This is a genomic window from Paenibacillus sp. MER 99-2 (assembly GCF_023714095.1).
In the GTDB taxonomy this organism is placed as follows: domain Bacteria; phylum Bacillota; class Bacilli; order Paenibacillales; family Paenibacillaceae; genus Paenibacillus.
This window is the reverse complement of the sequence record NZ_JAMAUZ010000001.1, coordinates 1,825,502-1,849,060: the sequence shown is the minus strand read 5'-3', so window position 1 is coordinate 1,849,060 and position 23,559 is coordinate 1,825,502. Positions and strand designations below refer to the sequence as shown.

Here is a 23,559-nt window from a genome sequence, read left to right as displayed (position 1 = left end):
TCCTTAAGGTTGAGTTTACCAACAACAAACGTGATGTGGTTCTATGTTATCCTGCAAGCATTTTTACGTGATAATCTCGCCAATCCAATCGGCTAGTTCATTCGGGGTAATGGCTGCAACATGCGCACCCATATTCGTGAGTGTCTGGGCGGCGTGTTTGTTGTAGACCGAATCTCCATTGAAATCAAGTGCTGTGAGCACGAGCAATTTGCAGCCCGCATCAATAATATCTTTACACGCTTGGTACATGTGGTTGATGTGGAATCCTTCTTCCAGGTCACTGACGAGAATATAGATCGTTTTGCCAGGGTTATCAATTAACGTCTCACCGTATCTTAATGCTTTGGCGATATGCGTTCCCCCACCAAGCTGTACATTCATGAGAACATCCACGGGATCTTCCAATCGGTTACTTAGATCAACGACCTGGGTATCAAATATAAATAATTTCGTACGAAGTGCATTCAAGCGATAGAAAATACTTGCCATAACCGAGCTATAGATGACGGAGTCCATCATACTTCCACTCTCATCGACAGCAATGATAATGTCCCACTTGTTATGGTTCTGTGTCGAACCGTCAAAGTACAGACGATCTATTACGAATCTTCGTTTATTTTTATCGTAATTTTTCAAATTCCGGGTGATCGTTCGTTTGAAATTCAGATTACGCAAAGATCGTACCGAGCTAGATGTGTAACGACTGCGTTTCCCTAGGATGCTAGCCCGGGTCTGAGATTCTAGCTTACTGCGAAGCTCCTCAACCACGGTGCGCACAATTTCTTTGGCACTACGAAGTACATCGCCCTTCATACGACCTTTGAACTGCATAATGTTCTTGAGCAGATTCATATTTGGTTCAAGGGATTCTAACAGCTTCTTGTCGGTTAGTAACTCCGTTAAGCCGTAACGGTCAAGCGCCTGCTTTTCGAGAATTTCGACCGTCGTTTTAGGAAAGAGCTCTCGAACTTTATGAAGCCATTTGGGCACCGTCAGATCAGAAGCACCTTGTCCACCTGTTTTGCGGTACCCCTGTTCCTCACCATACTCACGGTTATACAAATAACCTAGAATCTCATCAACTTCGTGATAATGAAAATTCTCGGAATCAAACGCTTCGTTGTTAGACAAACCTTCCTCTGCTGAATCACCAAGAATGAGTCGCCAGCGGTTAATGGTCTCGGTTGTATTGCGTACCTCCTTAGATCCGTCAACGCCATGCAGCTCATCGTTTGTCGATACCTCTTTATTCAGGTCAGCTTCCATGCGCCAAACTCCTTTCGCATTGCTTCATCCCATGATCTAGCCGCTTGTAGTAGTTGTTCATCTATTGGGGCTCGCCCTAATTCCTCGGATTGAACGTGGTGCAGACTTGCGACTCTATCAGCGATGAGACCCGTTTCCATCGGTGTGAAATAGGTGAACGCGAGCCGCAGCTCAGGTACCATACTCATAAATTCATCCAGTGGGAGCTGCTCAATTAGAAGATTTAGTTCATGTAATAGTTCATCTTCATATAAGAAGGCATCACGAGCTACGGCAAATACACCTTGCAAATAAAGAGCGGTCTGGCGCATCTGTTCCGGAGCCCCATGGATATAACCACGTGCTCGTTCTACAATTTCATGCCTTGGTCGATCACCTAGTCCTGAAGAAATGGCAATACATACGCCTTCCAATTGAGCAGGAAACTGATGATCCGTTAATAGTTCATTCAGATGTATTCTGAATGTGTCATCTAGATAACGTTCCTCCGAGGATTCTGCCAGCATAGCAAGCAGCTTCAACCCTTGAATGATTGCTTCATGCTCGTCGGGGTTCGTTCTAGAGAGATGTAACAGCTTGTCCACAGCGTTGTTATATGCTTCGAGCACCATAGCAGGCAACTGCTGATCCTCGAATAGACCAAGGAGTCTGCGATGCTGATGAATACGGTGCAGAATTCGAAGACTGGCACACAAGGATAGGAAGTTACCATCCGTTCTGAGCGCACTTCGCACCTTCTCAACCAATTGTTTTGAGGTACTTTGTAATCCCATCAGCATGGCTTGCAGCATCGCTCTCGCAAGCTCCCCGCTATGATGGTCTGGAATGTCACTCATCGCTTCTTCCATCTTCCGTGTTGCCGCTTCCTGAATCGTCCCTCCATATAGCGAATTTTCGATCAAACGTGCTTCGACTCTGGAGGAATATGCATACACCCACGTCTCTCGAACCAAATTCATATCACGCTGTGCAACCCAATCCGGGCCTGCCTGACGTCTGGCAAAGTCCGGGACTAGATACGTCGTACATTCAAATAATTGACTGAGCTTGCGATGTTCAGGCTTCGCGTACAGATCTAACACTTTCTTGTGTTGGCCCGTCGTTCGAAGCTGGAGCTTAGCCTCATTGCAGCGCTCTTTGAAGTCTTCAACAATCGGAATACTATATTGGTTCGGTGCAACCGCGCCGATGACATCCCCGGTTAGCACATGTTGAAGCTCTTGTAGCGGTTTATCTGTAGCTAACGTAAGTTCACCTTTTACAAAAGCAGATAATGCACCATCCATCAACTCGTAAACTCCGCCTTCTCTCTTGCCACGCAGTGACGCGAGTCCCTGAATCATGCTATAAGCTTCAATTGCATCGCTTGTAGATACATACTCATGATTTTCACGAAGCTTGCGTGTAAGTTTAGATAAAACCTCCACAGCCGTTGCATGATAGGGTGACTGGTTATGACGAAGGATGTGATTCCAGATCTGTTCGTAATAATTGACATAAGGCATCCCGCTTGCATATCCATTTAATCGATCCGCTTCAGCGAATGTATAAACCATCGGATACATTTGCTTCCGCAAGGGTTCCGTCTCGGGCTTGAGAGAAGATCGGGATATATTAGCGTTATCGGAGCTGGTTGAATTCGTGTCTGGCATAACAAGCCCATAGGTATGGAACCCTCCCGTAATCACCAGCACACGGTCAAATACCAGCTTAGCCTCTTGTATACGTTGTTTCATATGAGCTTCTCTTGCGAGATCCCCTGTACGTTGCAGTTGCTCATCTGAATAACACATACGAGATAGTGTGCAATAGGTAAATACATCCTGCACAAATGCTTGCGTTGTTTTCTCAAGCCCTGCAATCTCAAATACTTTCTCCCACAATTCATCGAAGCTACGACAATTCGTTTTGTGGCACAACCGAAGAATAAAGTCAGATCCTGCAAGCAATGTTTCATCCTGAACGGATACGTGCTGTTGCTCTTGTTCTCTCGGTTTCGAGAAATGATGATAATCCAAGTCAATGAAATGAGCTGGGATGCCAAGCCGTGAAGCCTCTTTCAGAGCTACATACTCCGGTGAATATCGCAGCATGGGATAATAGCAGGCTTCTCTCGTTTGATCCGTCTCATAGGTGTAATACAAGCTAATCGGTGGAATGGTAGCTTCATCACTTAATACTTCAAGATAAGGATTACCGCTCTCCGGTCCTTCAATGAGGATGGCATCCGGCTTATACTCTTTTATTAATCGTAGCAAATGATAAGAACACGCTGGACTATGATGACGTATAGGAAAATAGATCGTGTCATTGTTCAGGTTGTACACCTGAGAATCAAACAACGTCTCGACATGTTCAAGCTCTTGCTGCCGAACCTCTTCTAACCGATCCATTTTTTCTCCTCATAATAATCCTTCCAGATTCCTTCATCCCTAGCTCGTTCTTTCACAATCTTGGAGAAATAGGATTTGAGAATCGAAAGATCTTTTTCATTTTCCTTAGCAATCGTTCCAAGCATGTTCTGAACAAGGCGATCTAAAGCGATATCTTTATCTTCGTAATAATAGGATGTCATCGCACTCTGAACATAGACCGACACGGCTTCAGCCGTACTCATCGTTGCTTGTGGTGTATCGAGCTTATACCCTTCTCGCGTTAATCCTGTGCGAAGCTCCATGAAAGTTGTGGCTAACAGTTCGACCACGTCTGCATTGATATCAATATCAACACCGCTATGTAATAATAGGCTCCGAGCCTGTGACTCAATAATTTTGGCTTCCATTTTGACATTGCTGATCGGTTTGATCGTTTCAAAATTGAAACGACGCTTCAATGCACCGCTCATCTCGTTAACACCTTTATCCCGTATGTTGGCAGTAGCGATAACGTTGAATCCGGATTGCGCAAACAGGACGCCACCATCCAGTTCGGGGATACTCATCACCTTGTCACTCAGAATACTGATCAAGCTATCCTGCGCCTCTGCTGGACAACGGGTAATCTCTTCAAAACGTGTGATGATCCCTTTTTTCATTCCATTATATAGTGGTGACGGTACAAGGGCGGCTTCTGATGGACCTTTATCAAGCAGCATGGCATAATTCCATGAATACTTAATCATATCTTCTGTGGTGCCTGCTGTGCCTTGAATCGTATTTAAGCTCGTCCCTGAGATTGCTGCGGATAGTAATTCGCTAAGCATGGTCTTCGCTGTACCGGGTTCACCTACTAACATTAACCCTCGGTTGCCCGCAAGTGTGACGACTGCCCGTTCAATTAATACATCATTACCGTAAAATTTACGTGTAATGGGAATCTCTTCGCCATTCAATATGGCGGGTTTATCCCTGCCTATAATAAAATCCCTGACGTATACGGGAGATAACAACCAATGCGGAGGACGTTTCCCTGTGTCTTCTTCTCGTAGTGCCCGTAATTCAGTTTCATATAATGTCTCGGCGGGTGGTTTAAGCATCTCCATCGTCAAGATATCTCCTCTCGAATAAACAGATCGTATGTTCTTATAATAGGCATTTTATCACAGCATGCGCTGAACCACCGTAGAAAACGGTAAAAATGGTTGGAACGTCCTTCATCTCTGGCTTCTTATATAAGTCCATGGACATGGGTAGGAGTGTAAATGTGAACTTAAATCCACCAAAAAAGCACAGGCAATAACCTGTGCTCACAACTCTCTATCTTTCACTCTAAATTTTATATTCTACGTTCTACATCCTCCGTCCACAAGAAGCCGAGTATAACTCATACCACTCGTAGCGAGTCAGTTCAGTTTGCACAGCATCCTTGCAGGCTCTAATACGCTCTGGTCGGATGGAGCCGATAATAGGCTGGATACCCGCAGGGTGTTTCATCAACCATGCAAGTACAATAGCCTCAGATGTAACACCACGTTCCTTCGCCATACGTTCAACAAGTTGAGCTGTAGCTTCAATCTCTGGGCGTTGCCCATCAACCACTCTGCCTGTAAAACGTCCCTGAGCAAGTGCACCCCAAGCTTGGAGCTGAATATGCTCCGATTGACAGAACTCCATTGTTCCATAAGGAAATACATTATGAAGCGCTTGAGGGCGATTCACGGTAACTCCAGCTTCGACAAAACCAATTTTATCTAAGCTCATCTCAAGCTGATTCACGATAAAAGGTATGTTGCTATAGGACTGCAGGAGACGAATCTGCTCTGAGCCCATGTTGGAAACACCGAAGTGCCTTACCTTACCGGAATGATGAAGCTTAGCCAAGGATTCTGCAATCTCTTGCGGGTGTGCAAGCGGGTCTGGACGGTGTAACAGTAAAATATCCAAATAATCGATACCCAGACGTTGAAGGATACCATCCACACTGGCGAGGATATGTGAACCTGATGAATCATAACGTTGGGGGCCATCATCATCACCAACGAGGCGGATGCCACACTTGGACTGAATGATGATATGTTCCCTTAAGCCGGCTGACTCTGTTAATATACGTCCAAACACATGCTCCGCCTTGCCTCGTGTATAAATATCCGCTAGATCATAATGATTAATGCCAATCTCAAGTGCTGCTTCTACGGCCTGGTGTCCCTCGTAGACTAGATCATCGGTAATCGGGAGCCCATCCCACTCGCCTCCAAACCGCATACAGCCAAGGACAAGAGGATTTGCTGGGATATGATGATGATGCAGTGGTAATTGAGGATTAGACATGTTACATTTCGCCTCCGTTACATTTTTATAGTTGAAGACAGGTTTCAGCATTTCAATATGGAATATATACATGAATCAAACTTTATGTATGATAGAGCAAAACTTCCCTGTAATTCCTTAAACAAGAATATCACAATTCAAGCTTGTAGATGAAAGGAGATTTACAATTTGAACATGAATGAATCTTCTCAACCGGAGTTTTTTACTAAAGAATTTACACAGAACCCTTATCCCGTATATGAAAATCTTAGAAAGAACGATCCGATCTATAAAGTGATGTTCCCGAGTGGTGAGTTCGGCTGGATCATTACGCGATATGATGATGCTGTTGAGATCCTGAAAGATTCACGTCTGAGTAAAGATGTGGCTAAACGGTATGGAGCCGAGAACCAGAGCATTTTTGTCAATAATATGTTATTCTCCGATCCGCCGGATCACCGCCGTTTACGTGGGCTTGTGCAGAAAGCGTTCACCCCTAAATGGATTGCAGGTATGAGAGATCATATTCAATCTATCGCAGACAATCTACTCGATCAGCTAGAATCCAGGGATCAAATGAACCTGATTGATGATTATGCTTTTCCGTTACCCATCATCGTGATTAGTGAAATCCTCGGTGTTCCACTGGAAGATCAGGATAAATTCCGGATGTGGTCGAACACAATCATTGATGCAACGAGCTCTGAGCACGCCGAGATGTTTGAACAGCATGCCCAAGAGTTTATTGAATATCTAAATGCTTGGTTTGATAAGGTGCGTAAAGAGCCTGGGAATGATCTCATCAGTCAATTAGTCGTTGCCGAAGAAGCTGGTGAGAAGTTAACAGAGAACGAGCTGTTAGGCGTTGTTGCGCTACTCATTATTGCTGGACATGAGACAACGGTTAATCTCATTGGCAATGGTATCCTAGCTTTATTAGAACACCCGAGTCAGCGAGACCTTCTTATTGAACAACCCGAGTTGATTCATCAAGCCATTGAAGAAATGCTTCGTTACAACGGACCTGTTGAATTTAGCACATCGCGCTGGGCATTAGAAGATATTAAGTTCCGTGGTCAACATATTGCTCAAGGTGAGCTTGTGATAGTTGCCCTGGATTCTGCGAATCGAGATGAGCAGCAATTCCAAGATGCAGACGTATTCGACATCACGCGTGAGAAGAGTCCACATTTAGCTTTTGGAAAAGGAATTCATCTCTGTCTTGGGGCTCCATTAGCCCGTCTGGAGGGGGAGATCGCTGTGATGACACTCCTACGTCGATTCCCTAATATGCAGCTTCAAGCTGACGTGGATCAGCTTGAATGGAGACCCGGGATGATCGTCCGCGGAGTGAAAGAGATTCCGTTACAACTCTAATAATCCTTGTTTTAATTGAAAGTGAGGCACAGCATCATGGAAATGAACACAATGATATTCATCGTATTTTTGCTATTCATGTTAATCTCGCTAGTCCGGATGGCCAGCTTACAGCGGCAGGTGAATGAATTGAAAAGAGATGTTGAGCGTTTGGAAAATGGTGCCGGTGTGCCGTCAAATGTTTCAGCTCCATTAACCTCATCCTTATCTCAGCAGCAAAGTTCATCATCGTCGTTCACTGCTTCATCTTCGGCAATAGACACAGCGCCATTGGAATTAGATCAGGAGCTGCTATCCCTGCTTCAGAAGGATCAGAAAATTAAGGCAATCAAGCGACTTCGTGAAGCTAGAGGATTATCTCTTAAAGAAGCCAAAGATTATGTAGAATCCTTGGATCGTTAAGAGACTTGGCCGAGATGTAGTTAATTAGCTGTAGAATTCCACTCATCAATGTTTCAAAAGTAAACTCCCCCGCAAGATGGATCCATTCCGGTTAAAAGGTGTTTAACTTTAACGGAGTAGTGTCCATCTGAGCTGGGAGTTTACTTTTGATTCAAGTCATGGTACAGTTATTTCAATATTTTTAGAAATAAGAAATAAAGATGAAAGGAAGCATGAAAATGCAACAATACACTAATGAAATTGATCAGGCTGTCAAAATTCATAAAGCCTTAGGAGAGCAGACACGGTACAAAATTATTCAGATTCTGTCTAATGAAAGCAATCTATGTCCGGCAGACCTAGAAAATCGTCTTGTTACAGTTGCTCTATCCACCTTGTCCCACCATTTAAAACAATTGTATGATTGTGGTCTGCTTACTTCTCAAAAAAAAGGCACGTATATTTACTACAGCTTGAATACAGAGACTGCACAGAAGTTTGTTCCTTATCTTATAAAGACTTAAAATTTTTAGATATTATTTCTATAATTCTAGAAATATAAAAAATCATTTCAACACTATTACTACTGCAATATAGAGTGGAAAGCGATCAACCGTAAGCATAGTAAGCAAGAATATAATGCCAACAGGGTAGTTATCTATGGCTTCTCTTTTGTCGTTATTTCTATATTTCTAAAAATATAAATTTATATTAGAAAGAGGTAATCTTTTTTATGTCTAACACTTGGAAAATTTATGTTCTAGCTCTGGTTAGCTTTCTTGTAGGAACATCTGAATATGTCATCGCAGGTATTCTTGATCGGATTGCTGATACCATGAACATTTCACTCGTTGCTGCAGGGCAACTTATTTCAATCTTTTCACTTGTATATGCATTAGGTACGCCCTTACTTGTGGCTCTGACATCTCGGATTGACCGACGTAAGTTACTCATCTATTCCCTTGGTTTATTTGTACTAGCAAATCTATTTGCTTATGCCCTACCTGGATTTGGACTTTTTGTTGTTGCTCGGGTATTCATGGCGCTTGGGGCTGGAGTTGTTGTTGTAACTGCATTAACGGTTGCGGCCAAAATTGCAAGTGAAGGGAAACAAGCGAGTGCAATCGCAACAGTTGTTACAGGATTTACGGGATCTCTTATTATAGGTGTGCCTTTAGGCAGATTAGTTGCTGCATCATGGGACTGGAAGCTGATTTTTGTAGGGATCTCTGTTCTAGGTATTCTCGCTATGATCGTTATTGCATTGACCATTCCATCATCTGAAGGGGAAGCACCTATACCGTTGAAAAAACAATTAGCTTTGTTGAAGCAACCACGTATCTTATTTGCACTGTTCGTAACATTTTTCTGGTTAGGTGGTTACTCCATCGCTTATACGTACATCTCTCCATACTTGCTTTCCGTTGCTAATATGAATGAAACCTTGCTTAGCTCAGCTTTACTTGCATTTGGCATTGCCAGTTTAATTGGGTCTAAGATTGGTGGTTATAGTACAGATCGTTGGGGTGTAAAACGTACTCTTCTACTAGGAATGTCATTACACATCGTGAGTTTAATCTCACTGAATTTCAGTTCTCAATCAACAGTTGCTCTACTGATTATATTGGTGTTATGGTCTTTTGCTGCGTGGTCATCGGGACCTACACAACAATATAAACTAGTTACGATGGCGCCTGAATCCTCTGGTATTATGTTGAGCTTAAATAGTTCAGTAATGCAACTCGCGATGGCTGCTGGGGCTGGAATTGGTGGTATCGCAGTCAGTCAGATTTCCATCCAATCCATTACGTGGATTGGAGCTGTTGGTGTAGTTGTGGCAATTGTTATCATGATGATCTCCTATCATGCTGCTTCCTCTAACGCTAGAGAGAGTACGCCTGAAGCTACCTAAACACTAGTATAGTTTCTGTTCTCATTTCCGAATACAAAGAACAAAGAGGCACTGTCAGTTAGACAGATGCCTCTTTGTATTCATTATTGTAATGTTTAACAAGCATATATACGGTGCACGTAAGGTTATATTTGATAACTTACTGAGCAGTTACAGCACCATCAATTGGATATACAGCACCATTAATATACGGAGCTTCGTCACCAAGGAGGAACGCAACCAGGTTCGCAATTTCCTCTGGCTTACCTAAGCGTCCGGATGGAATGCTGTCCACGGTTGCTTTGAACACTTCCGGATTATCCTTACCAAACTGAACAACCATAGGAGTTTCAATCGTACCTGGTGCAATCGCATTGACACGAATGTTATCTTTGCCATATTCGATTGCGGCTGTACGTGTTAATCCAACGACTCCATGCTTCGTTGCTGCATAAGGAGCAACGGCTTGTACGCCTACAATTCCCGCTGTAGAGGCTGTGTTAAGAATGGCACCTCCGCCTGTTTTGAGCATTTCAGTAATCACATATTTCAAACCGTAAAATACACTTCTCAGGTTAATATCGATAATTTGATCAAATTGCTCAATCGTATGTTCGATTAATTTGACGCCAGGTCCCGAGATACCCGCATTATTGAAGAACATATCAATTCGTCCGAATTCCTCGACGGTCTTCTTCACATAGTTTTCTACATCTACTGCCTTACTTACGTCGGCTTGAACAAAGATCGCTTTGCCGCCTAACGCCTCAATCTGTTTCACCGTTTCTTGGCCTGTCGCTTCAACCAGATCAACGACCACAATAGATGCACCCTTCTCAGCGAGCTTCAATGCAGCTGCCTGTCCCAATCCACTTCCTGCTCCAGTGATAATGGCTACTTTTCCTGTATGACTCATTCTGATCTCCTCCATGTGTGTGTATTATCTCGTCGTTGGATCCAATAAATGAATATGATGCAGCTAGTAACACATCATGCAACATATGTATGTCAAAAAGACACCTAATCCTATCTGACAATATTTATTTTATAGGACTTACAAAATAAAAACAATTTTAAATAATATGATGCACGATAATATAGACATATACAACGTGATTAAACAAGGAGCGCCACACTCATGCGAAGCATGGCTAACTCCCTTTTAACAAGCAATCAGTCCTGTAATTATTCCAGAGATGGAACAAGAAATATGTTTCTAGCAAACTCAGCTGTTAGCTTAGTTAAGGTACATATCACTTCTCTACAAGCTCTGCGCTACTTACCGTAGCAGATTAGTCTTGGCTAGTTCAATCAGCTCATCGCCGCGACCATTCAGCACAGCTTTCATCATCCACAACGTGAATCCTTCAGCCTGTTTAATATTAATCTTCGGTGGCAACGAGAGCTCCTGACGATTCACGACAACGTCGATCAGGACAGGACCATCGTGCTGAAGTGCACGCTGGACTGCTCCTTCAAGCTCGGCCGGATCTTCCACTCGGATTCCTTCTATACCCATCGCCTGTGCAACCATAGCGAAGTTAGGGTTTACAAGTTCCGTCCCCGATTCTAGAAAACCAGCAGCCTTCATCTCCAGTTCAACAAAACTCAGTGCACCATTGTTGAATACAACCACATTAATCGGTAGGTTATGCTGCTTCAGCGTTAATAGATCGCCCATAAGCATTGCGATACCACCATCCCCGGATAGTGAGATGACCTGTCTACCTGGATTCGCAACTTGAGCACCAATCGCTTGGGGTAGCGCATTAGCCATTGTGCCATGGTTAAATGAACCAAGCAGCCTGCGATTACGGCTCATTTCAATATATCGAGCAGCCCACACTGTAGGCGTACCTACATCACAGGTGAAGATGGCATTCTCAGCTGCAGCGTCACTAATGATCTTCGTTAAGTATTGAGGATGGATTGGCTTTTTTCCCGGTTTGCCGATGGCTAGCTCGTCCAGCTCTTTACGTACTTTGATATAACGATCAACACTTTTCTTCAGATGTTTGTCAGAGTGTTCTTTAGTTAGATATGGCAACAAGGCTTCAATCGTTGATTTCACATCGCCACAGACACCAAAGTCTAGCTTCGTTCGACGTCCAAGATGCGAGGACTGAATGTCGACCTGTAATACCGTAGCATCCTCAGGATAGAACTGACGATACGGGAAGTCTGTACCCAGCATCAAAAGCACATCACAATCCATCATCGCATGGTAGCCGGAAGAATATCCGATCAGTCCCGTTAATCCGACGGAGTACGGATTGTCATATTCCAGGTATTCCTTGCCTCGTAGCGCAATGACCATGGGTGATTTAAGACGTTCGCATAGTTCCATTAATGGTTCACGAGCACCTGCACAACCAGCTCCGCAGAGTAATGTTATTTTTTTGTCTTGATTCAGGAATTCCGCAAGCTTGATTAGTTCAGGCTCAGAAGGATGCACGACAGGATTAGTCGGATGGTATACATGTTCAGGAACAGGAAGATCTGCCGCTTCTAGAGCCGCTACATCCCCGGGTAACACAACAACCGAAACACCTGAACGAGCGACTGCCGTCTGTATAGCCATCGTTAATGAACGAGGCATCTGTTTGGCTGTGGTAATGACTTCACAATAGTGACTACATTCTTGGAACAGATATTCTGGATGAGTGGCCTGAAAGTATTCACTCCCGATCTCGTCGCTCGGAATGTGGGCGGCAATGGCAAGTACCGGCACACGGTTGCGATGACAATCGTATAAACCATTGATTAGATGTGTGTTTCCCGGGCCGCTACTACCTGCACACACAGCAATACTACCGCTTACTTCGGCATCTGCACCAGCTGCAAAGGCGGCGACTTCTTCATGTCGAACATGAATCCATTCGATTTTACCTGATCGGCGGATCGAATCCAGGACAGCATTAAGAGAGTCACCAACAATGCCATAGATCCGCTTGATACCGGCATTTAATAGGGCTTCGACAAGAACGTCTGCAATTGTTTTCTTCATGATGATCTCCTTTTATTGCTTATTTTGAGTTAGGCTTCCACGTCATGAATATACCTATTCTTATACCCCAATGTTTTGAATATCGAATCAAATTTATATGTATGTATAGATATATTATAAGTGAATACAATAAGAAAAATCCGTCTGTCATAGGACAAACGGATTTCGGGATGAAATGCTTTATTTGACTGTTATGTGGACGTAATAGATGGATTAGATCGCAGGCATTACATTGCCGCCATTAACCGGTATGTATGCACCTGTAATAAATGAGGAAAGATCGGACGCAAGAAAAGCCACGGCATTGGCAATTTCCTGGTCTTCCCCTCTTCGTTTCAACGGCACAGTGCGTGTGTAGCCTTCATCATGTCCCGGTTCACTAGAACGATCACGCTCGCTAATTGTCCAGCCAGGAGCTACCTGATTAACGGTGATTTGATATTCGCCGACTTCTTTTGCTAGTACACGGTACAAGCCATCCATTCCGCGTTTACCCGCGGTATATGCGGACTGTGTCTCGAAATTTTGCATTGCACATTCGGTGTTAATGCCTATAAATCGCCCACCTTTAACCTCTTTCATATAAGGAATAAAGGCTTTGGCTAGATAGACGCTCTGCATTACACAAGACTCGAATTGTCCGAGGTAGTCTTCAGGCGCCTGTTCTAACACCGTTGTCCACGCATATTGAATGACAGCATTCGCCACAACGATATCTACCCCACATAGGCTAGATTGAATTTGTTCTTGCAAACGTGGAGCCGTCTCAGGTTTGGTAATGTCACCTTGAACAATAATGGCTTGTTTGCCCATGCTCTCAATTTCACGTTGAAGCTCCCGAGCCTTGGTCTCATTATTTATGTAATGCAAGGCAATATCAGCACCACAATCAGCGAGGGTACGCGCAATCACTCTTCCTAATTGACCCGTCGCTCCGGTAACCAACGCCGTCTTTCCTGTGAGATCCAACTGTTTCAACATCAACACCTACCTTTATGGAAAACGATTTCGGTATTCCGTATGAACAACTATGATTTTAATTTATGATGTATGTTGGATCAGATCAATTTCTTGGAAACGACTGACTTCTTTTTCCCAGCGTTCGGCTACATATTGGACATGAACCGGGTGGTTGTTGTATGCATCATAAGCGGCTTGATTCGCAAAAACCATCGAAAAGCTGTAATCGAATTCATTTTTCTCGCTCACTTGGCGAAACACTTGAAACTGCTCCACACCTGGGATCGCTGCTAGCGCCGTTTGGCTTTCCTGCAAAAAGGACTCTGCCTCAGGCGTATCCTTGCCCACGTAAAGTGTAAAAGTGACCATATGTGTAATGCTACTCATGTTAATGTCCTCCTTCAATATGATCTTGCTCTGTTTCTTAGTGTACCCTTGAATGTGATGTAAGCGCAATCCTAAATATACAGAATCATGTCTAAAGTTCGTTTGACAACACACATGGCTACCATTCACACGCAGTTCTCAAGAGAAACAAAAAAACCTTGGGAACGAATTCCCAAGGCTTTCATGCAATCTATGGACAGACTAGTTTTTGAGGTTGTATTTACGGTTGAACTTGTCAACACGACCACCGATGTCCACGTTTCTTTGTTTACCAGTGAAGAACGGGTGGGATGCGGAACTAGTGTCCACACGGATTACTGGGTAAGTGTTACCATCTTCCCATTCCATTGTTTCGTTCGAGAATTTAGTCGAAGAACTCAAGAATTTGTAATCAGCGCTTGCATCGTAGAAAATTACGATTTGTGTCTTTGGATGGATATCAGCTTTTGGCATATCTATTTACACTCCTTTAAAATGGGTACTTCCTAGAATCAAACTAAATTTTATTATACTCTTTTTTTGCAAGAAGCACCAGCAGGAATTGATCAAACGTTAAAAATTTTACAATTCGACGTCATTTGCACCTCTTCTGAAGTTATTTCCTTCCCTTCTCCAGCACATCTAACATGTACTCTAGAGCCTCAAGCTCATCCCAACCTCTGGTTTGCAATCTGACAATACTGCCTTGCCTTATAGGCAGAAGAGCCATACCGAGCAAGCTTTTGACATCAACTCGACGTTCATAATCAGCATCCAGAAACGACATTGATATATCGGAGGCAAAACGTGATGCTTGAGAAGAAACAGACATCAGATCATCTCGGTGAAAATCCGTGTGAATCGTAAATTCATGTGTTCTCACAACCTTCATATCCTTTCGCTAACTGTAAAATTAACCTACTCACGTACATACGAGCATGCCATATATTAAAATCTTCCAAGAATTATACCACTTTATATGGGCTTGTATAGCTTATTATGACTGTAAAATAAAAAAATAAGCCCCACTAACCGGGGCTTAACAGCAACGATTATCGAACAACCGCTGCCCGTTCTTATGACCTTTCAAGGATTGGTTATTTCATTACATCCCATTAGGGTAAACCATCACTTTAAGACTTCCGCTTTTGTTGTGCAAAGCTCGCTCCATCGCCTGCTGCGTATCCTCCAGGCTATAACGATCGGTAATCAGCGTCATCACGTCATGTTTACCAGAGCTCAAGAATTCAATCCCTGCACTATACGTATTCGCATAGCGGAATATCCCGTAAATATCGACCTCATTATCCGCAATAAAAGGAACATTCAGCGCTATTTCGTCCTGAGCAGGTAAACCAACAATGGCGAGTTTCCCTCCGCGACGTAGTGAATACAGCGCTGTCTGTAGTGCTTTGGGATTGCCGGCAGTTTCCCACGCGGTATCAACACCTTGACCATTCGTGAGTTCACGAATGATTGAAAGTGCGTCTTCATTCCGTACATTGATTGTGTGCGTAGCTCCGAGTCGGCGTGCGGCGTCAAGTCGAACTTCTTCCAAGTCTGTTACAATAATTCGCTCGACTCCGAACGACTTTGCCACGGCTACAGCCATTAAGCCTACTGGCCCCATGCCCATAATGGCTAACGTTGTTCCCGGAGCAAGCTTGCTACGACGTGCGGCATGAATACCTACCGAGAATGGTTCGTTCAAGGCTGCTTCCTCAAACGAAAGATGGTCTGGAATCGGAAATGCCATATCTTCACGTATCGTCATGTATTGAACAAATGCTCCATCGACAGGAGGTGTCGCCAAGAATTGCACATCCGGACACAAATTATAGCGCCCCTCCTTACAAGCCGAACACCTGCCACAGGTTACCCCAGGTTCGATGGCTACGCGGTCTCCCTGCTTGAGCCTGGTCACATCAGAGCCCACCGCTGCCACGATTCCAGCACACTCATGACCCAGTATAATCGGCTTTTCCACGACGAAGCGCCCAATTCGACCATGTTCGAAATAATGTACATCAGACCCACATACGCCTACAGCCATGACTTGGATGAGTACTTCATCTGCCTTAGGAACCGGAACTTTCTGCTCTTCAATGAGGATGTGCCCTGGTTCCTTCATAACAGCTGCCTTCATTGTCTCAGGAATTGAATGTTGTCTCATGCTGTGCCTCCTTCTTCTGTCCATACACGAGTGAGTGGTCTCCATGATATAGCCTACTAACGTTAATAAATCGTTCTGCCCTGTTCATCATTAATGCCACTCTTACGATAAAAGTAAGTATTAATCATGTCCCGCCATTCTTTCGCATGTTCAGCCTGTTCCTCCTGCAGTGCAGCAACTTTGTCGTATATGCTTGCATCAATCTTGCCTTCAAGGCTTCTCCATAGATTAGCAAGCTCTTCCGCCTGCGCTGCTCCTTCAAAGTGAGTATCATAAATGTGTTGAATGACCGTCTTGCCGGAGTGCAGCACATGCGTATAAGGCACATGATGGAAAAATAATATTAATTCATCTGGACACTGTTCAAGGGATTCATACATGTCTGCGTTCTGCTGGTGATACTGGGAAGTATACCCTGTGCCACTACGTACCGTTCGATCCACACCGATGCCTTCACAATCGGCAAAGTGGTAAGTTCCCCATTTGGAATACTCATATCCATCAACGTTAGGACCGTAATGATGATTCGGATTAACCATCCAGCCTACCCCCAGAGGTGCCGTATAGTTCTCATAAATGTCCAGTGAGCTCAGCAACATGCCTGAGATGGTGCGAATCAACTCTTCGTCTTGTCCAAACGTTAGGCGAATCCATTCCTCAGCGATCTCTTCCGCAGACAACTCGGGATTCCAAGCTAGTCGTCCATACCCATATAAGTTAGCCTGAGCAAGCGGGTGTCCTGTCCAGCAAGCATCTGCACCGATGTTCGAGACGGCTGCAAAGCCACTATAAAGTCTGTTGTACATCGATCCATCGACAATGCGTTTAACCTCAGACCCTTCGCCTTTGGCATACGTATCAAAATCCAAAACATCCTTCCATTGTGGTACCAAATAACACAGATGACGCTGCTGACCCGTATATTCCTGCGTAATCTGAAACTCAATCACTTGATTCGTCTGCTCCATGGCACCAAACAGTGGAGATACTGCTTCACGAACCTGGAAGTCCATGGGACCATTTTTGATCTGCAAAATGACATTGTCCGCAAAACGACCATCGAGCGGAGTGAAATGATCATAAGCCGCACGTGCACGGTCCGTGGAGCGATCACGCCAATCCTGTTTGCAGTTATAGACGAAGCAGCGCCAGATTACAACTCCATTGAATGGACGGAGTGCTTCTGCAAGCATATTGGCTCCATCCGCATGATCACGATTGTATGTGAAGGGACCAGGTCGATTTTCTGAATCTGCTTTTACCAAATAACCTCCAAAGTCAGGTATGGCGGCATACACTTTAGCGGTCTGCACATTCCACCATTCACGAACTTGCTCATTAAGAGGATCTGCTGTATTCAATCCACCGATCTCGATTGGGCTTGCGTAATTGACACTGAGGAAAAGCTGAATGCCATACGCTCTGAACTCAGAGGCAACACGTGCCACATCGCCTAAGAACTGTTCAGTCAGAAACAGGGACTCACGTTGATGCACATTCACATTATTGATGGAAATCGCGTTGATCCCGGTTGAGGCAAGAAGCCGTGCATAATCTCGAATCCGTCCAAGATCGCGGGTGAATTCACCTTTTTCATAGAAGATGGATTCCCCAGCATAACCTCGCTCAATACTGCCATCCACATTATCCCACTGATTAATCATTCGTAGAGAATTGCGTGGTTGTTCTGTAATGTAACGTAATCTAGACTCCAAAGGTTCTGCATCAATCGAACTTTCTTGAGCTAGCGTGAGCTCTCTCAGTACATGAAACGTACCATAAAGGACACCTTGAGCGGATTCGGCTCCAATGGCCAATTGACCTTGCTCTTCATTAAAACGAATAATGTAGCCTTCTCCCTGAACGGAGTTGCGTTCACCCTCACTGAATTGTCCAGCTGCGCTGGATGAACCTGACCAAGTGCCAAGCCATATGCCTGGTGTTACATCTGAGTTGGTTTGAGCGGCTTGAGCTTGATTGAGAGTTGGTTTCACACCATATAGATTCTCTACTCCCTGTATAAGTTCAGCAACAGCCGTAGATAAGACCTCATGCTCTTCATTTACAATAATGTGCTGAATCCAGGAAGGAGCATGTTTCACTACTCCCCCTCTTCTGGATGAACCTGAACGATAAGACAGCCATGCATCATATTGTGGACCCGATAAGTCCGTCTGAACGATGGATTGACTCATTGGACAGCCTCCTTACTTGCGTAGATACGTCCTAATTGATGACCTTTACCTTCAAGCAGCCACAAAATGGAGGTTACTCCGCGCGGATAATATTTACTTCCTACTGCAACGCCAGATAGAATCTGGTCACTCCAGCACCAGTAGGACTCTTCCGGATGCAATAACCAGTTTACATGGGCAGCATCGGCTTGTTTGCCGGATTCGTCCCACTCAAGCCCCAGAATCTCTCGTGTGATGAATTGAGATAAATAGATTTTGCTAAGCCATGAATTGTTGCTTGTCGAAGACAGCTTCCATCCACCATCCTCAAACAGACAAGTACCTGGTACTAGAACTGTGTTCAAATGCGTTCTCAGTGCTTGCAGATAGGAGCTGAAGCGACCATTAACATCAAGCGCACCTTCACATCCTGTGAAATACGGGAATACTAAGCCTTCGATTGCTGGGATGATTCGAGAATCATTGTTCTCCGCAATAACTGCTGGAATATACCCCGCTTCAGTTAACTGTGCTGCCACACTTGCTGCACAAAGATCAGCTTGGCGTCCCGCCTGATGGGACAGATCGGCAAGCTTCTCCGTTGCAAACAGCTTCTCCAGTGCGACATAAACGGCCCAGCATTTTCCTGCCAGATAGATATTGTTACGAGACTGCCCCAGTGACACATCTAGACTATCATAGGTTGTGATCTCTGCTCCGCCTTTGGTACGACTGCTATCCAGCCCCATGAGACCGTTTCGCTGCTGTTCTTCCGGGTGATCTCGGTTAAGCATGCTTTGGAAGCAATCCTGAATAACAGGTAACATTTCTTGGACAAAGCTATGGTCCTGCGTCTGCTCAATGTATACTGTCGCACAGCAGAGCCAGTTCACTAATTCCTCATGGCTCATCTGAGAGAAACAATCGTCAATGCCCACAAGCTCATAAGCGGAATGTCCGGGTCTAGAAAATACATTCGCTACTCCAATATCATGTGTGAACGTGATGCCACCGGGGTATTCTTGCTCTTCACCTGGAAAACGAACATGATCTGTGTAACTGTACCGCTTCACAAACCATTCCAGCTCGTTCCGCACCGTCCACGGATTAAGAGCCAATTCGAAATACAACTGATCTGCCGTCAGATCCAGTGTATTCATCATTCGATATTCCCCTTCGTTGACGATCCAGAACGGCTCTCCGTCCGCGTCAAGCAGCTGTGTGCTTGCATAATAACTGTGAATGGAATGAGCAAGCATGAAAGCCTGATCTTCTGAGAGAGAAGCCGTTCCTAGGCGTTGATCAGCCTCCTCGCAGGATGCTGCCAATTCATTGTACCGATTAAGCGCATACTGCCCTACTTCCTGTATATTTGCAAAATATCGAGTGTACCAATAAGTCGTATCGATTCCAGAGGTAGCAATGCCTCCGCGATAGAAGCAGACTGCAAAACGGTATGTACGCGTCTCGCCTGCTGGAACCTCCATTAACAATGCAGCCGTACCACCCAGGCCAAACGCAAGATTTTCGACATGTTTCTCTTGAAGAATTTTCTCTAATGTGAAACCCAAAGCTGGCCACAGTCCATCATCCGTAGACATGATCGCAGTTAAGCGCCCTTGACCAACACCGGTTAAAGCGCCGCCTTCTGGACCACCAATCATTCTCATTGCTGAATAAGGATCATTGCCTTGATAGCCAAAATACGCTTTGCGTGCCTGTTGTCCCTGCGTATTATCAATCGTCATCTCAACAAGTACCGCAGGTACCAGTGCATCCATCAACGCTTCACGCTCACCCTTCAGCGGCTCTGGTACAGGACGTACCGGTGAGTATATGCGGAAAGTTAAATCTCCTGCTGTCCACATATCTGTTCCGGAAGTGAACTTACGAGTGATCTCCTCATCTCGGAAAGCCGAAATATACGGCTGCTGTGCTCTTGTAGAAGATGCTGTGGATCCTTCAACTTCGGGTTGTCCTGCTTCTTGCTCTGCATCTGCACTTTCCAGCTTCTCCACGTCATATCGAACACTTTCGTCTTCTGTCGCTTCATAAAATGGAAGGGCTTGATATGTCTCGCCATCTCTAGACTGAACACCAATATAGATATTCTGATCCGCTGGCTTTCCCAGCTCCAGTCCGAGTCCACCCTTCGCTCCCTTATAACCTAAAGTAAAACTAGCAAAAGCGCCAATCGGTGAGTGATGGGCATTATAAAAAATAGATTTGGACGCGCTCATAAAATATGACCCCTCTCAAATGGTTTGCATACGTTTTCATTAGCCCCATCCTATCATGGGCATTGAATTGGATACCATGGTCAAATCAATCGGATATTTACCCAAATCGAGCTAATGTAGTACAATACAATAAAGCGCTTACAATTAATTATTAAGTCTTACTATCTATCTTTTAGTAACTGCTCAAAAAAGGCGGTATCCTCTGAATCAACTATTCTAATTATTGAAGGAGAGTTAATATGTCTTCTACTTATCTGCCTCCGCTTCTAGGAGAAAGTGTACATGAAGTCTTTTACCCGGATGTACAGACGACCGTCAATCTATTTGCGATCCACTTGCGCAGTGTTGCTGCAGATTGGGATTATCCGGCACATGAGCATCCTCAATATGAATTGAATTATGTAACAGAGGGCGAACAATGGATGACGGTTAACGGTCACGTATACAAGCAAAAGGCTGGCGAATTACTCCTGATTCCTCCAGGTAGCATTCATTCCAGCCAAAGTCGTAATGATCAAGGTTTTACATACTTCTGCATGCACTTTGATATCGATGACCAATTGTTTCTTTCTCTGCTTGCACGAATTAAACAAGTTCTGTTCAGTTCAGATAGCACAGTGACACAAAAAATTGAGCCTGTACTTCGTAAATTAATGAACACTGCCCCTCATCCTAATCCCAGTGCCATGGTGCAACGTATGCAACTTCAATCCGCTGTATTTGAATTGTTCGGTCACTTGTGGGAAGCTGTTTCGCAAGAAGTAGCTCAGTCATTTACAGACAGCTATGAGAAGATCGAACTCGCTCATCAAATACGGAATCGTCTACAGGGCTTGGTAAGCCAACAATTCAAGCAAGGTCGGGAAACAGATACACACTATGGCATCGACGATATTGCGTCAGAACTGGGAATCAGCTCTTCTCATTGTAATCGGGTATTCAAACAGGTATTTGGGCAATCTCCGCGCGTTGTTTTGTCCGAAATGGTTTTGCATGAAGCGAAGCTGTTACTGGTTAATTCAACTCGATCCATCCAGCAAATTTCATCCATGCTTGGTTACAAGGACATTGCTCATTTCAGTCGTCAATTCAAGCGCTGGTCAGGGATATCACCGTCTCAATACCGATTGGAACGAGCGAATGAGAAGTAACTATTTTAATAACCGCTTGATGGTTTTGAGTTTGCCTGCATAAGGTGGATACAGAATAGGCAGATTCAACTTTGTACTCTTTTTAAGCACACTTTTGAAATGTGAGAATGTCTCAATACTGAATTTTCCGTGATAAGAGCCAACGCCAGAGTTCCCTACTCCACCAAATGGCAGTTGAGGGTTAGCCACATGTGTAATGGTATCGTTAATACATCCACCACCAAAGGATACCTCCGACATAACCTTGTCTTGCAACTGTGTATCTGTCGTGAATAGGTACAGAGCCAGTGGTTTCGGGCGTTTCAGAATACCAGCAATGGCTTCGTTTATGTGTTTGTAGGTGATAATCGGCAAAATCGGTCCAAAAATCTCGTCCTCCATGCTGGCTGCATCCCATGAACTTACGTCAATCAGGGTTGGCTCAATATAACGATCATCTTCATCTGACTGTCCACCGTATATCACCTGAGCCTGATCGCGTTCAATAATGGTTGTTAACCGCTTGAAATGAGCGTTATTTACGATTCGTCCATAATCCCGATTATGCTGGATATCAGAACCGTAGAAGGACTCCACCGCTTGCTTCATCTCCGTGATCAGTTGATCCTTCACGCGTTCATGTACAAGCAGATAATCAGGCGCTATACAAGTCTGACCCGTATTAAGTAACTTACCCCACATAATACGCTGTGCCGCCACTTTCAGATCTGCATGTTCATCTACAATAACAGGGCTTTTGCCTCCAAGCTCTAACGTAACAGGAACCAAGTTTTTGGCCGCAGCCTCCATGACAATCTTCCCGACGGGGACGCTTCCTGTAAAAAAGATATAGTCAAACGGTGCATTAATAAGTGCTGTGGTCGTGTCCTTCGCTCCTTCAACCACTTTTACATAGGAAGGTTCAAATACAGAAGCAATCAACTCACGAACAACGGCCGATACTGCAGGTGTGTTCTCCGATGCTTTGAGCACAGCTGTATTGCCTGCTGCAATTGCACCTACTAACGGTTCGATCAACAGCTGAAATGGATAATTGAACGGTCCGATAATCAGTACTGAGCCATAAGGTTCAGGGATAATATAGCTCTTGGAGCCAATCAAAGCCATTTGTGTTTTCACTTTGACCGGTCTGACCCATTTCTTCACTTTTTTTATCGTGTGCGTGATGCTGTCCAACATAAATCCAACTTCGGTGGTATAGGATTCGAACTCGCTCTTGCCTAGATCATGATATAGTGCTTCGATCAGTTTACTCTCGTATTGTTGAATCGCTTGTTTAAGGCGCTTGAGTTGTTCGATTCGATATTCCACAGAACGTGTTGCTCCTAAGCGAAAAAATTCATGCTGGTGCTGTAGAATCTCCTCAACTTCACGACTGCTGATTTCTTGTAGGGTGCTCATATTATCATGCTCCTTTGAAGTTATAATGATGAAGCGTTTAAACTTACGAACCTATTGATCGCATAAAGTCCAATCGGACTTCACTTGGGGCTATGTTTATCTATATTGGTTTTAATACCTAGTCAATCTCTTGCAAACTTATATGCACTCTTCTTCCATAGCTGCAACCAGTTCCTTCAACAATGCAACCGAGGATTGAAGCGATGCAGAGTAATAACGTTGGGTGCCCTTCTGTTCCACCGAGATCAGACCTTTTTCAAGCAGTAACTTGAGATGATGGGAAATGGCAGGTCGTGACAAGCTGGATTGTTCTGTAATTTCATTAACCGTCATCTTGCCTTGTTCACTAAGCATGAGCAGGATTGATTGCCGATGGTTATCACTGAGTACCTGAAATAAAGGAATGCAATTCTGAAAAATATGTAGCGCTTTTTGTCCCATGGTTCACCTCTATAGTTTCATTAATCGATTGTCTGTTGGTTTAAAC

20 protein-coding genes are annotated in these 23,559 nt (G+C 44.3%); 5 read left to right on the top strand and 15 right to left on the bottom strand.

What is annotated here, in order from left to right; translation table 11 throughout:
- Positions 1–63 precede the first annotated feature (63 nt).
- From M3636_RS08350 to M3636_RS08335, 4 genes are all read right to left on the bottom strand, one after another.
- Positions 64–1,266: a VWA domain-containing protein gene (locus tag M3636_RS08350; protein WP_251382064.1), complete on the bottom strand. Its 1,203-nt coding sequence runs from the start codon at positions 1,264–1,266 to the stop codon at positions 64–66.
- On the bottom strand, positions 1,251–3,659 hold the full coding sequence (locus tag M3636_RS08345) for a DUF5682 family protein (protein WP_251382062.1): 2,409 nt from the start codon (positions 3,657–3,659) through the stop codon (positions 1,251–1,253). The genes M3636_RS08350 and M3636_RS08345 overlap by 16 nt, the downstream gene beginning before the upstream one ends.
- A complete protein-coding gene (locus tag M3636_RS08340; RefSeq protein WP_251382060.1) occupies positions 3,647–4,747 on the bottom strand; it encodes an ATP-binding protein in 1,101 nt (366 codons plus the stop codon). The genes M3636_RS08345 and M3636_RS08340 overlap by 13 nt, the downstream gene beginning before the upstream one ends.
- Before the next feature lie 247 nt (positions 4,748–4,994).
- The gene (locus M3636_RS08335) at positions 4,995–5,972 is read right to left on the bottom strand and encodes an aldo/keto reductase (protein ID WP_251382058.1); all 978 of its coding nucleotides are present in this window, start codon (positions 5,970–5,972) and stop codon (positions 4,995–4,997) included.
- 168 nt (positions 5,973–6,140) lie between these two features.
- Between M3636_RS08335 and M3636_RS08330 the strand changes: the two genes are divergently transcribed.
- The 4 genes from M3636_RS08330 to M3636_RS08315 all read left to right on the top strand — a co-directional run bounded on the left by M3636_RS08330 (position 6,141) and on the right by M3636_RS08315 (position 9,621).
- Complete coding sequence (locus M3636_RS08330; RefSeq protein ID WP_251382056.1) at positions 6,141–7,328, top strand: cytochrome P450 family protein; 1,188 nt, start codon at positions 6,141–6,143, stop codon at positions 7,326–7,328.
- 36 nt (positions 7,329–7,364) lie between these two features.
- The gene (locus M3636_RS08325) at positions 7,365–7,730 is read left to right on the top strand and encodes a ribosomal protein L7/L12 (RefSeq protein WP_251382054.1); all 366 of its coding nucleotides are present in this window, start codon (positions 7,365–7,367) and stop codon (positions 7,728–7,730) included.
- Between the two features lie 218 nt (positions 7,731–7,948).
- Complete coding sequence (locus M3636_RS08320) at positions 7,949–8,233, top strand: ArsR/SmtB family transcription factor (RefSeq protein ID WP_145408641.1); 285 nt, start codon at positions 7,949–7,951, stop codon at positions 8,231–8,233.
- Positions 8,234–8,442: 209 nt separating this feature from the next.
- Positions 8,443–9,621 (top strand): MFS transporter, encoded by a 1,179-nt coding sequence (locus M3636_RS08315; RefSeq protein WP_251382052.1) that lies wholly within the window; start codon positions 8,443–8,445, stop codon positions 9,619–9,621.
- Positions 9,622–9,760: 139 nt separating this feature from the next.
- Here M3636_RS08315 and M3636_RS08310 read toward each other — a convergent pair whose 3' ends face one another.
- From M3636_RS08310 to M3636_RS08270, 9 genes are all read right to left on the bottom strand, one after another.
- Complete coding sequence (locus M3636_RS08310) at positions 9,761–10,516, bottom strand: SDR family NAD(P)-dependent oxidoreductase (RefSeq protein WP_128102183.1); 756 nt, start codon at positions 10,514–10,516, stop codon at positions 9,761–9,763.
- Between the two features lie 363 nt (positions 10,517–10,879).
- On the bottom strand, positions 10,880–12,607 hold the full coding sequence (poxB, locus tag M3636_RS08305) for a ubiquinone-dependent pyruvate dehydrogenase (RefSeq protein WP_251382050.1): 1,728 nt from the start codon (positions 12,605–12,607) through the stop codon (positions 10,880–10,882).
- A 213-nt stretch (positions 12,608–12,820) separates the two neighbouring features.
- Positions 12,821–13,588, bottom strand: coding sequence for an SDR family NAD(P)-dependent oxidoreductase (locus tag M3636_RS08300; RefSeq protein ID WP_251382049.1), 768 nt, complete (start codon positions 13,586–13,588; stop codon positions 12,821–12,823).
- A gap of 60 nt (positions 13,589–13,648) precedes the next feature.
- Complete coding sequence (locus M3636_RS08295; RefSeq protein ID WP_174715295.1) at positions 13,649–13,954, bottom strand: Dabb family protein; 306 nt, start codon at positions 13,952–13,954, stop codon at positions 13,649–13,651.
- Between the two features lie 201 nt (positions 13,955–14,155).
- Positions 14,156–14,407 carry a type B 50S ribosomal protein L31 gene (locus tag M3636_RS08290; protein ID WP_056691355.1) on the bottom strand — a complete coding sequence of 84 codons (252 nt, stop codon included), beginning with the start codon at positions 14,405–14,407 and terminating at the stop codon, positions 14,156–14,158.
- Between the two features lie 142 nt (positions 14,408–14,549).
- A complete protein-coding gene (locus M3636_RS08285) occupies positions 14,550–14,816 on the bottom strand; it encodes an HPr family phosphocarrier protein (protein ID WP_251382048.1) in 267 nt (88 codons plus the stop codon).
- Positions 14,817–15,038: 222 nt separating this feature from the next.
- Complete coding sequence (locus M3636_RS08280) at positions 15,039–16,106, bottom strand: NAD(P)-dependent alcohol dehydrogenase (RefSeq protein WP_251382046.1); 1,068 nt, start codon at positions 16,104–16,106, stop codon at positions 15,039–15,041.
- A 62-nt stretch (positions 16,107–16,168) separates the two neighbouring features.
- Positions 16,169–18,301, bottom strand: coding sequence for an alpha-glucuronidase family glycosyl hydrolase (locus tag M3636_RS08275; protein WP_251382044.1), 2,133 nt, complete (start codon positions 18,299–18,301; stop codon positions 16,169–16,171).
- Entirely contained in the window at positions 18,298–20,520 is a 2,223-nt protein-coding gene (locus tag M3636_RS08270) for a glycoside hydrolase family 52 protein (RefSeq protein ID WP_251382041.1), read from the bottom strand. The genes M3636_RS08275 and M3636_RS08270 overlap by 4 nt, the downstream gene beginning before the upstream one ends.
- A gap of 239 nt (positions 20,521–20,759) precedes the next feature.
- Here M3636_RS08270 and M3636_RS08265 point away from each other — a divergent pair, with 239 nt between their 5' ends.
- Positions 20,760–21,671, top strand: coding sequence for an AraC family transcriptional regulator (locus M3636_RS08265; RefSeq protein ID WP_251382039.1), 912 nt, complete (start codon positions 20,760–20,762; stop codon positions 21,669–21,671).
- Here M3636_RS08265 and M3636_RS08260 read toward each other — a convergent pair whose 3' ends face one another.
- Both M3636_RS08260 and M3636_RS08255 read right to left on the bottom strand, forming a co-directional pair.
- Positions 21,672–23,096 carry an aldehyde dehydrogenase gene (locus tag M3636_RS08260; RefSeq protein WP_353056287.1) on the bottom strand — a complete coding sequence of 475 codons (1,425 nt, stop codon included), beginning with the start codon at positions 23,094–23,096 and terminating at the stop codon, positions 21,672–21,674.
- 114 nt (positions 23,097–23,210) lie between these two features.
- Positions 23,211–23,513: an ArsR/SmtB family transcription factor gene (locus M3636_RS08255; protein WP_128102177.1), complete on the bottom strand. Its 303-nt coding sequence runs from the start codon at positions 23,511–23,513 to the stop codon at positions 23,211–23,213.
- Positions 23,514–23,559: the final 46 nt, after the last annotated feature.

Coding starts and splice junctions, on each gene's coding strand:
- M3636_RS08350 (WP_251382064.1), bottom strand. CDS start 1,266: ATGGAAGCTGACCTGAATAAAGAGGTATCGACAAACGATGAGCTGCAT.
- M3636_RS08315 (WP_251382052.1), top strand. CDS start 8,443: ATGTCTAACACTTGGAAAATTTATGTTCTAGCTCTGGTTAGCTTTCTT.
- poxB (WP_251382050.1), bottom strand. CDS start 12,607: ATGAAGAAAACAATTGCAGACGTTCTTGTCGAAGCCCTATTAAATGCC.
- M3636_RS08310 (WP_128102183.1), bottom strand. CDS start 10,516: ATGAGTCATACAGGAAAAGTAGCCATTATCACTGGAGCAGGAAGTGGA.
- M3636_RS08270 (WP_251382041.1), bottom strand. CDS start 20,520: ATGAGCGCGTCCAAATCTATTTTTTATAATGCCCATCACTCACCGATT.
- M3636_RS08265 (WP_251382039.1), top strand. CDS start 20,760: ATGTCTTCTACTTATCTGCCTCCGCTTCTAGGAGAAAGTGTACATGAA.
- M3636_RS08275 (WP_251382044.1), bottom strand. CDS start 18,301: ATGAGTCAATCCATCGTTCAGACGGACTTATCGGGTCCACAATATGAT.
- M3636_RS08345 (WP_251382062.1), bottom strand. CDS start 3,659: ATGGATCGGTTAGAAGAGGTTCGGCAGCAAGAGCTTGAACATGTCGAG.
- M3636_RS08255 (WP_128102177.1), bottom strand. CDS start 23,513: ATGGGACAAAAAGCGCTACATATTTTTCAGAATTGCATTCCTTTATTT.
- M3636_RS08335 (WP_251382058.1), bottom strand. CDS start 5,972: ATGTCTAATCCTCAATTACCACTGCATCATCATCATATCCCAGCAAAT.
- M3636_RS08340 (WP_251382060.1), bottom strand. CDS start 4,747: ATGGAGATGCTTAAACCACCCGCCGAGACATTATATGAAACTGAATTA.
- M3636_RS08295 (WP_174715295.1), bottom strand. CDS start 13,954: ATGAGTAGCATTACACATATGGTCACTTTTACACTTTACGTGGGCAAG.
- M3636_RS08325 (WP_251382054.1), top strand. CDS start 7,365: ATGGAAATGAACACAATGATATTCATCGTATTTTTGCTATTCATGTTA.
- M3636_RS08280 (WP_251382046.1), bottom strand. CDS start 16,106: ATGAGACAACATTCAATTCCTGAGACAATGAAGGCAGCTGTTATGAAG.
- M3636_RS08300 (WP_251382049.1), bottom strand. CDS start 13,588: ATGTTGAAACAGTTGGATCTCACAGGAAAGACGGCGTTGGTTACCGGA.
- M3636_RS08320 (WP_145408641.1), top strand. CDS start 7,949: ATGCAACAATACACTAATGAAATTGATCAGGCTGTCAAAATTCATAAA.
- M3636_RS08290 (WP_056691355.1), bottom strand. CDS start 14,407: ATGCCAAAAGCTGATATCCATCCAAAGACACAAATCGTAATTTTCTAC.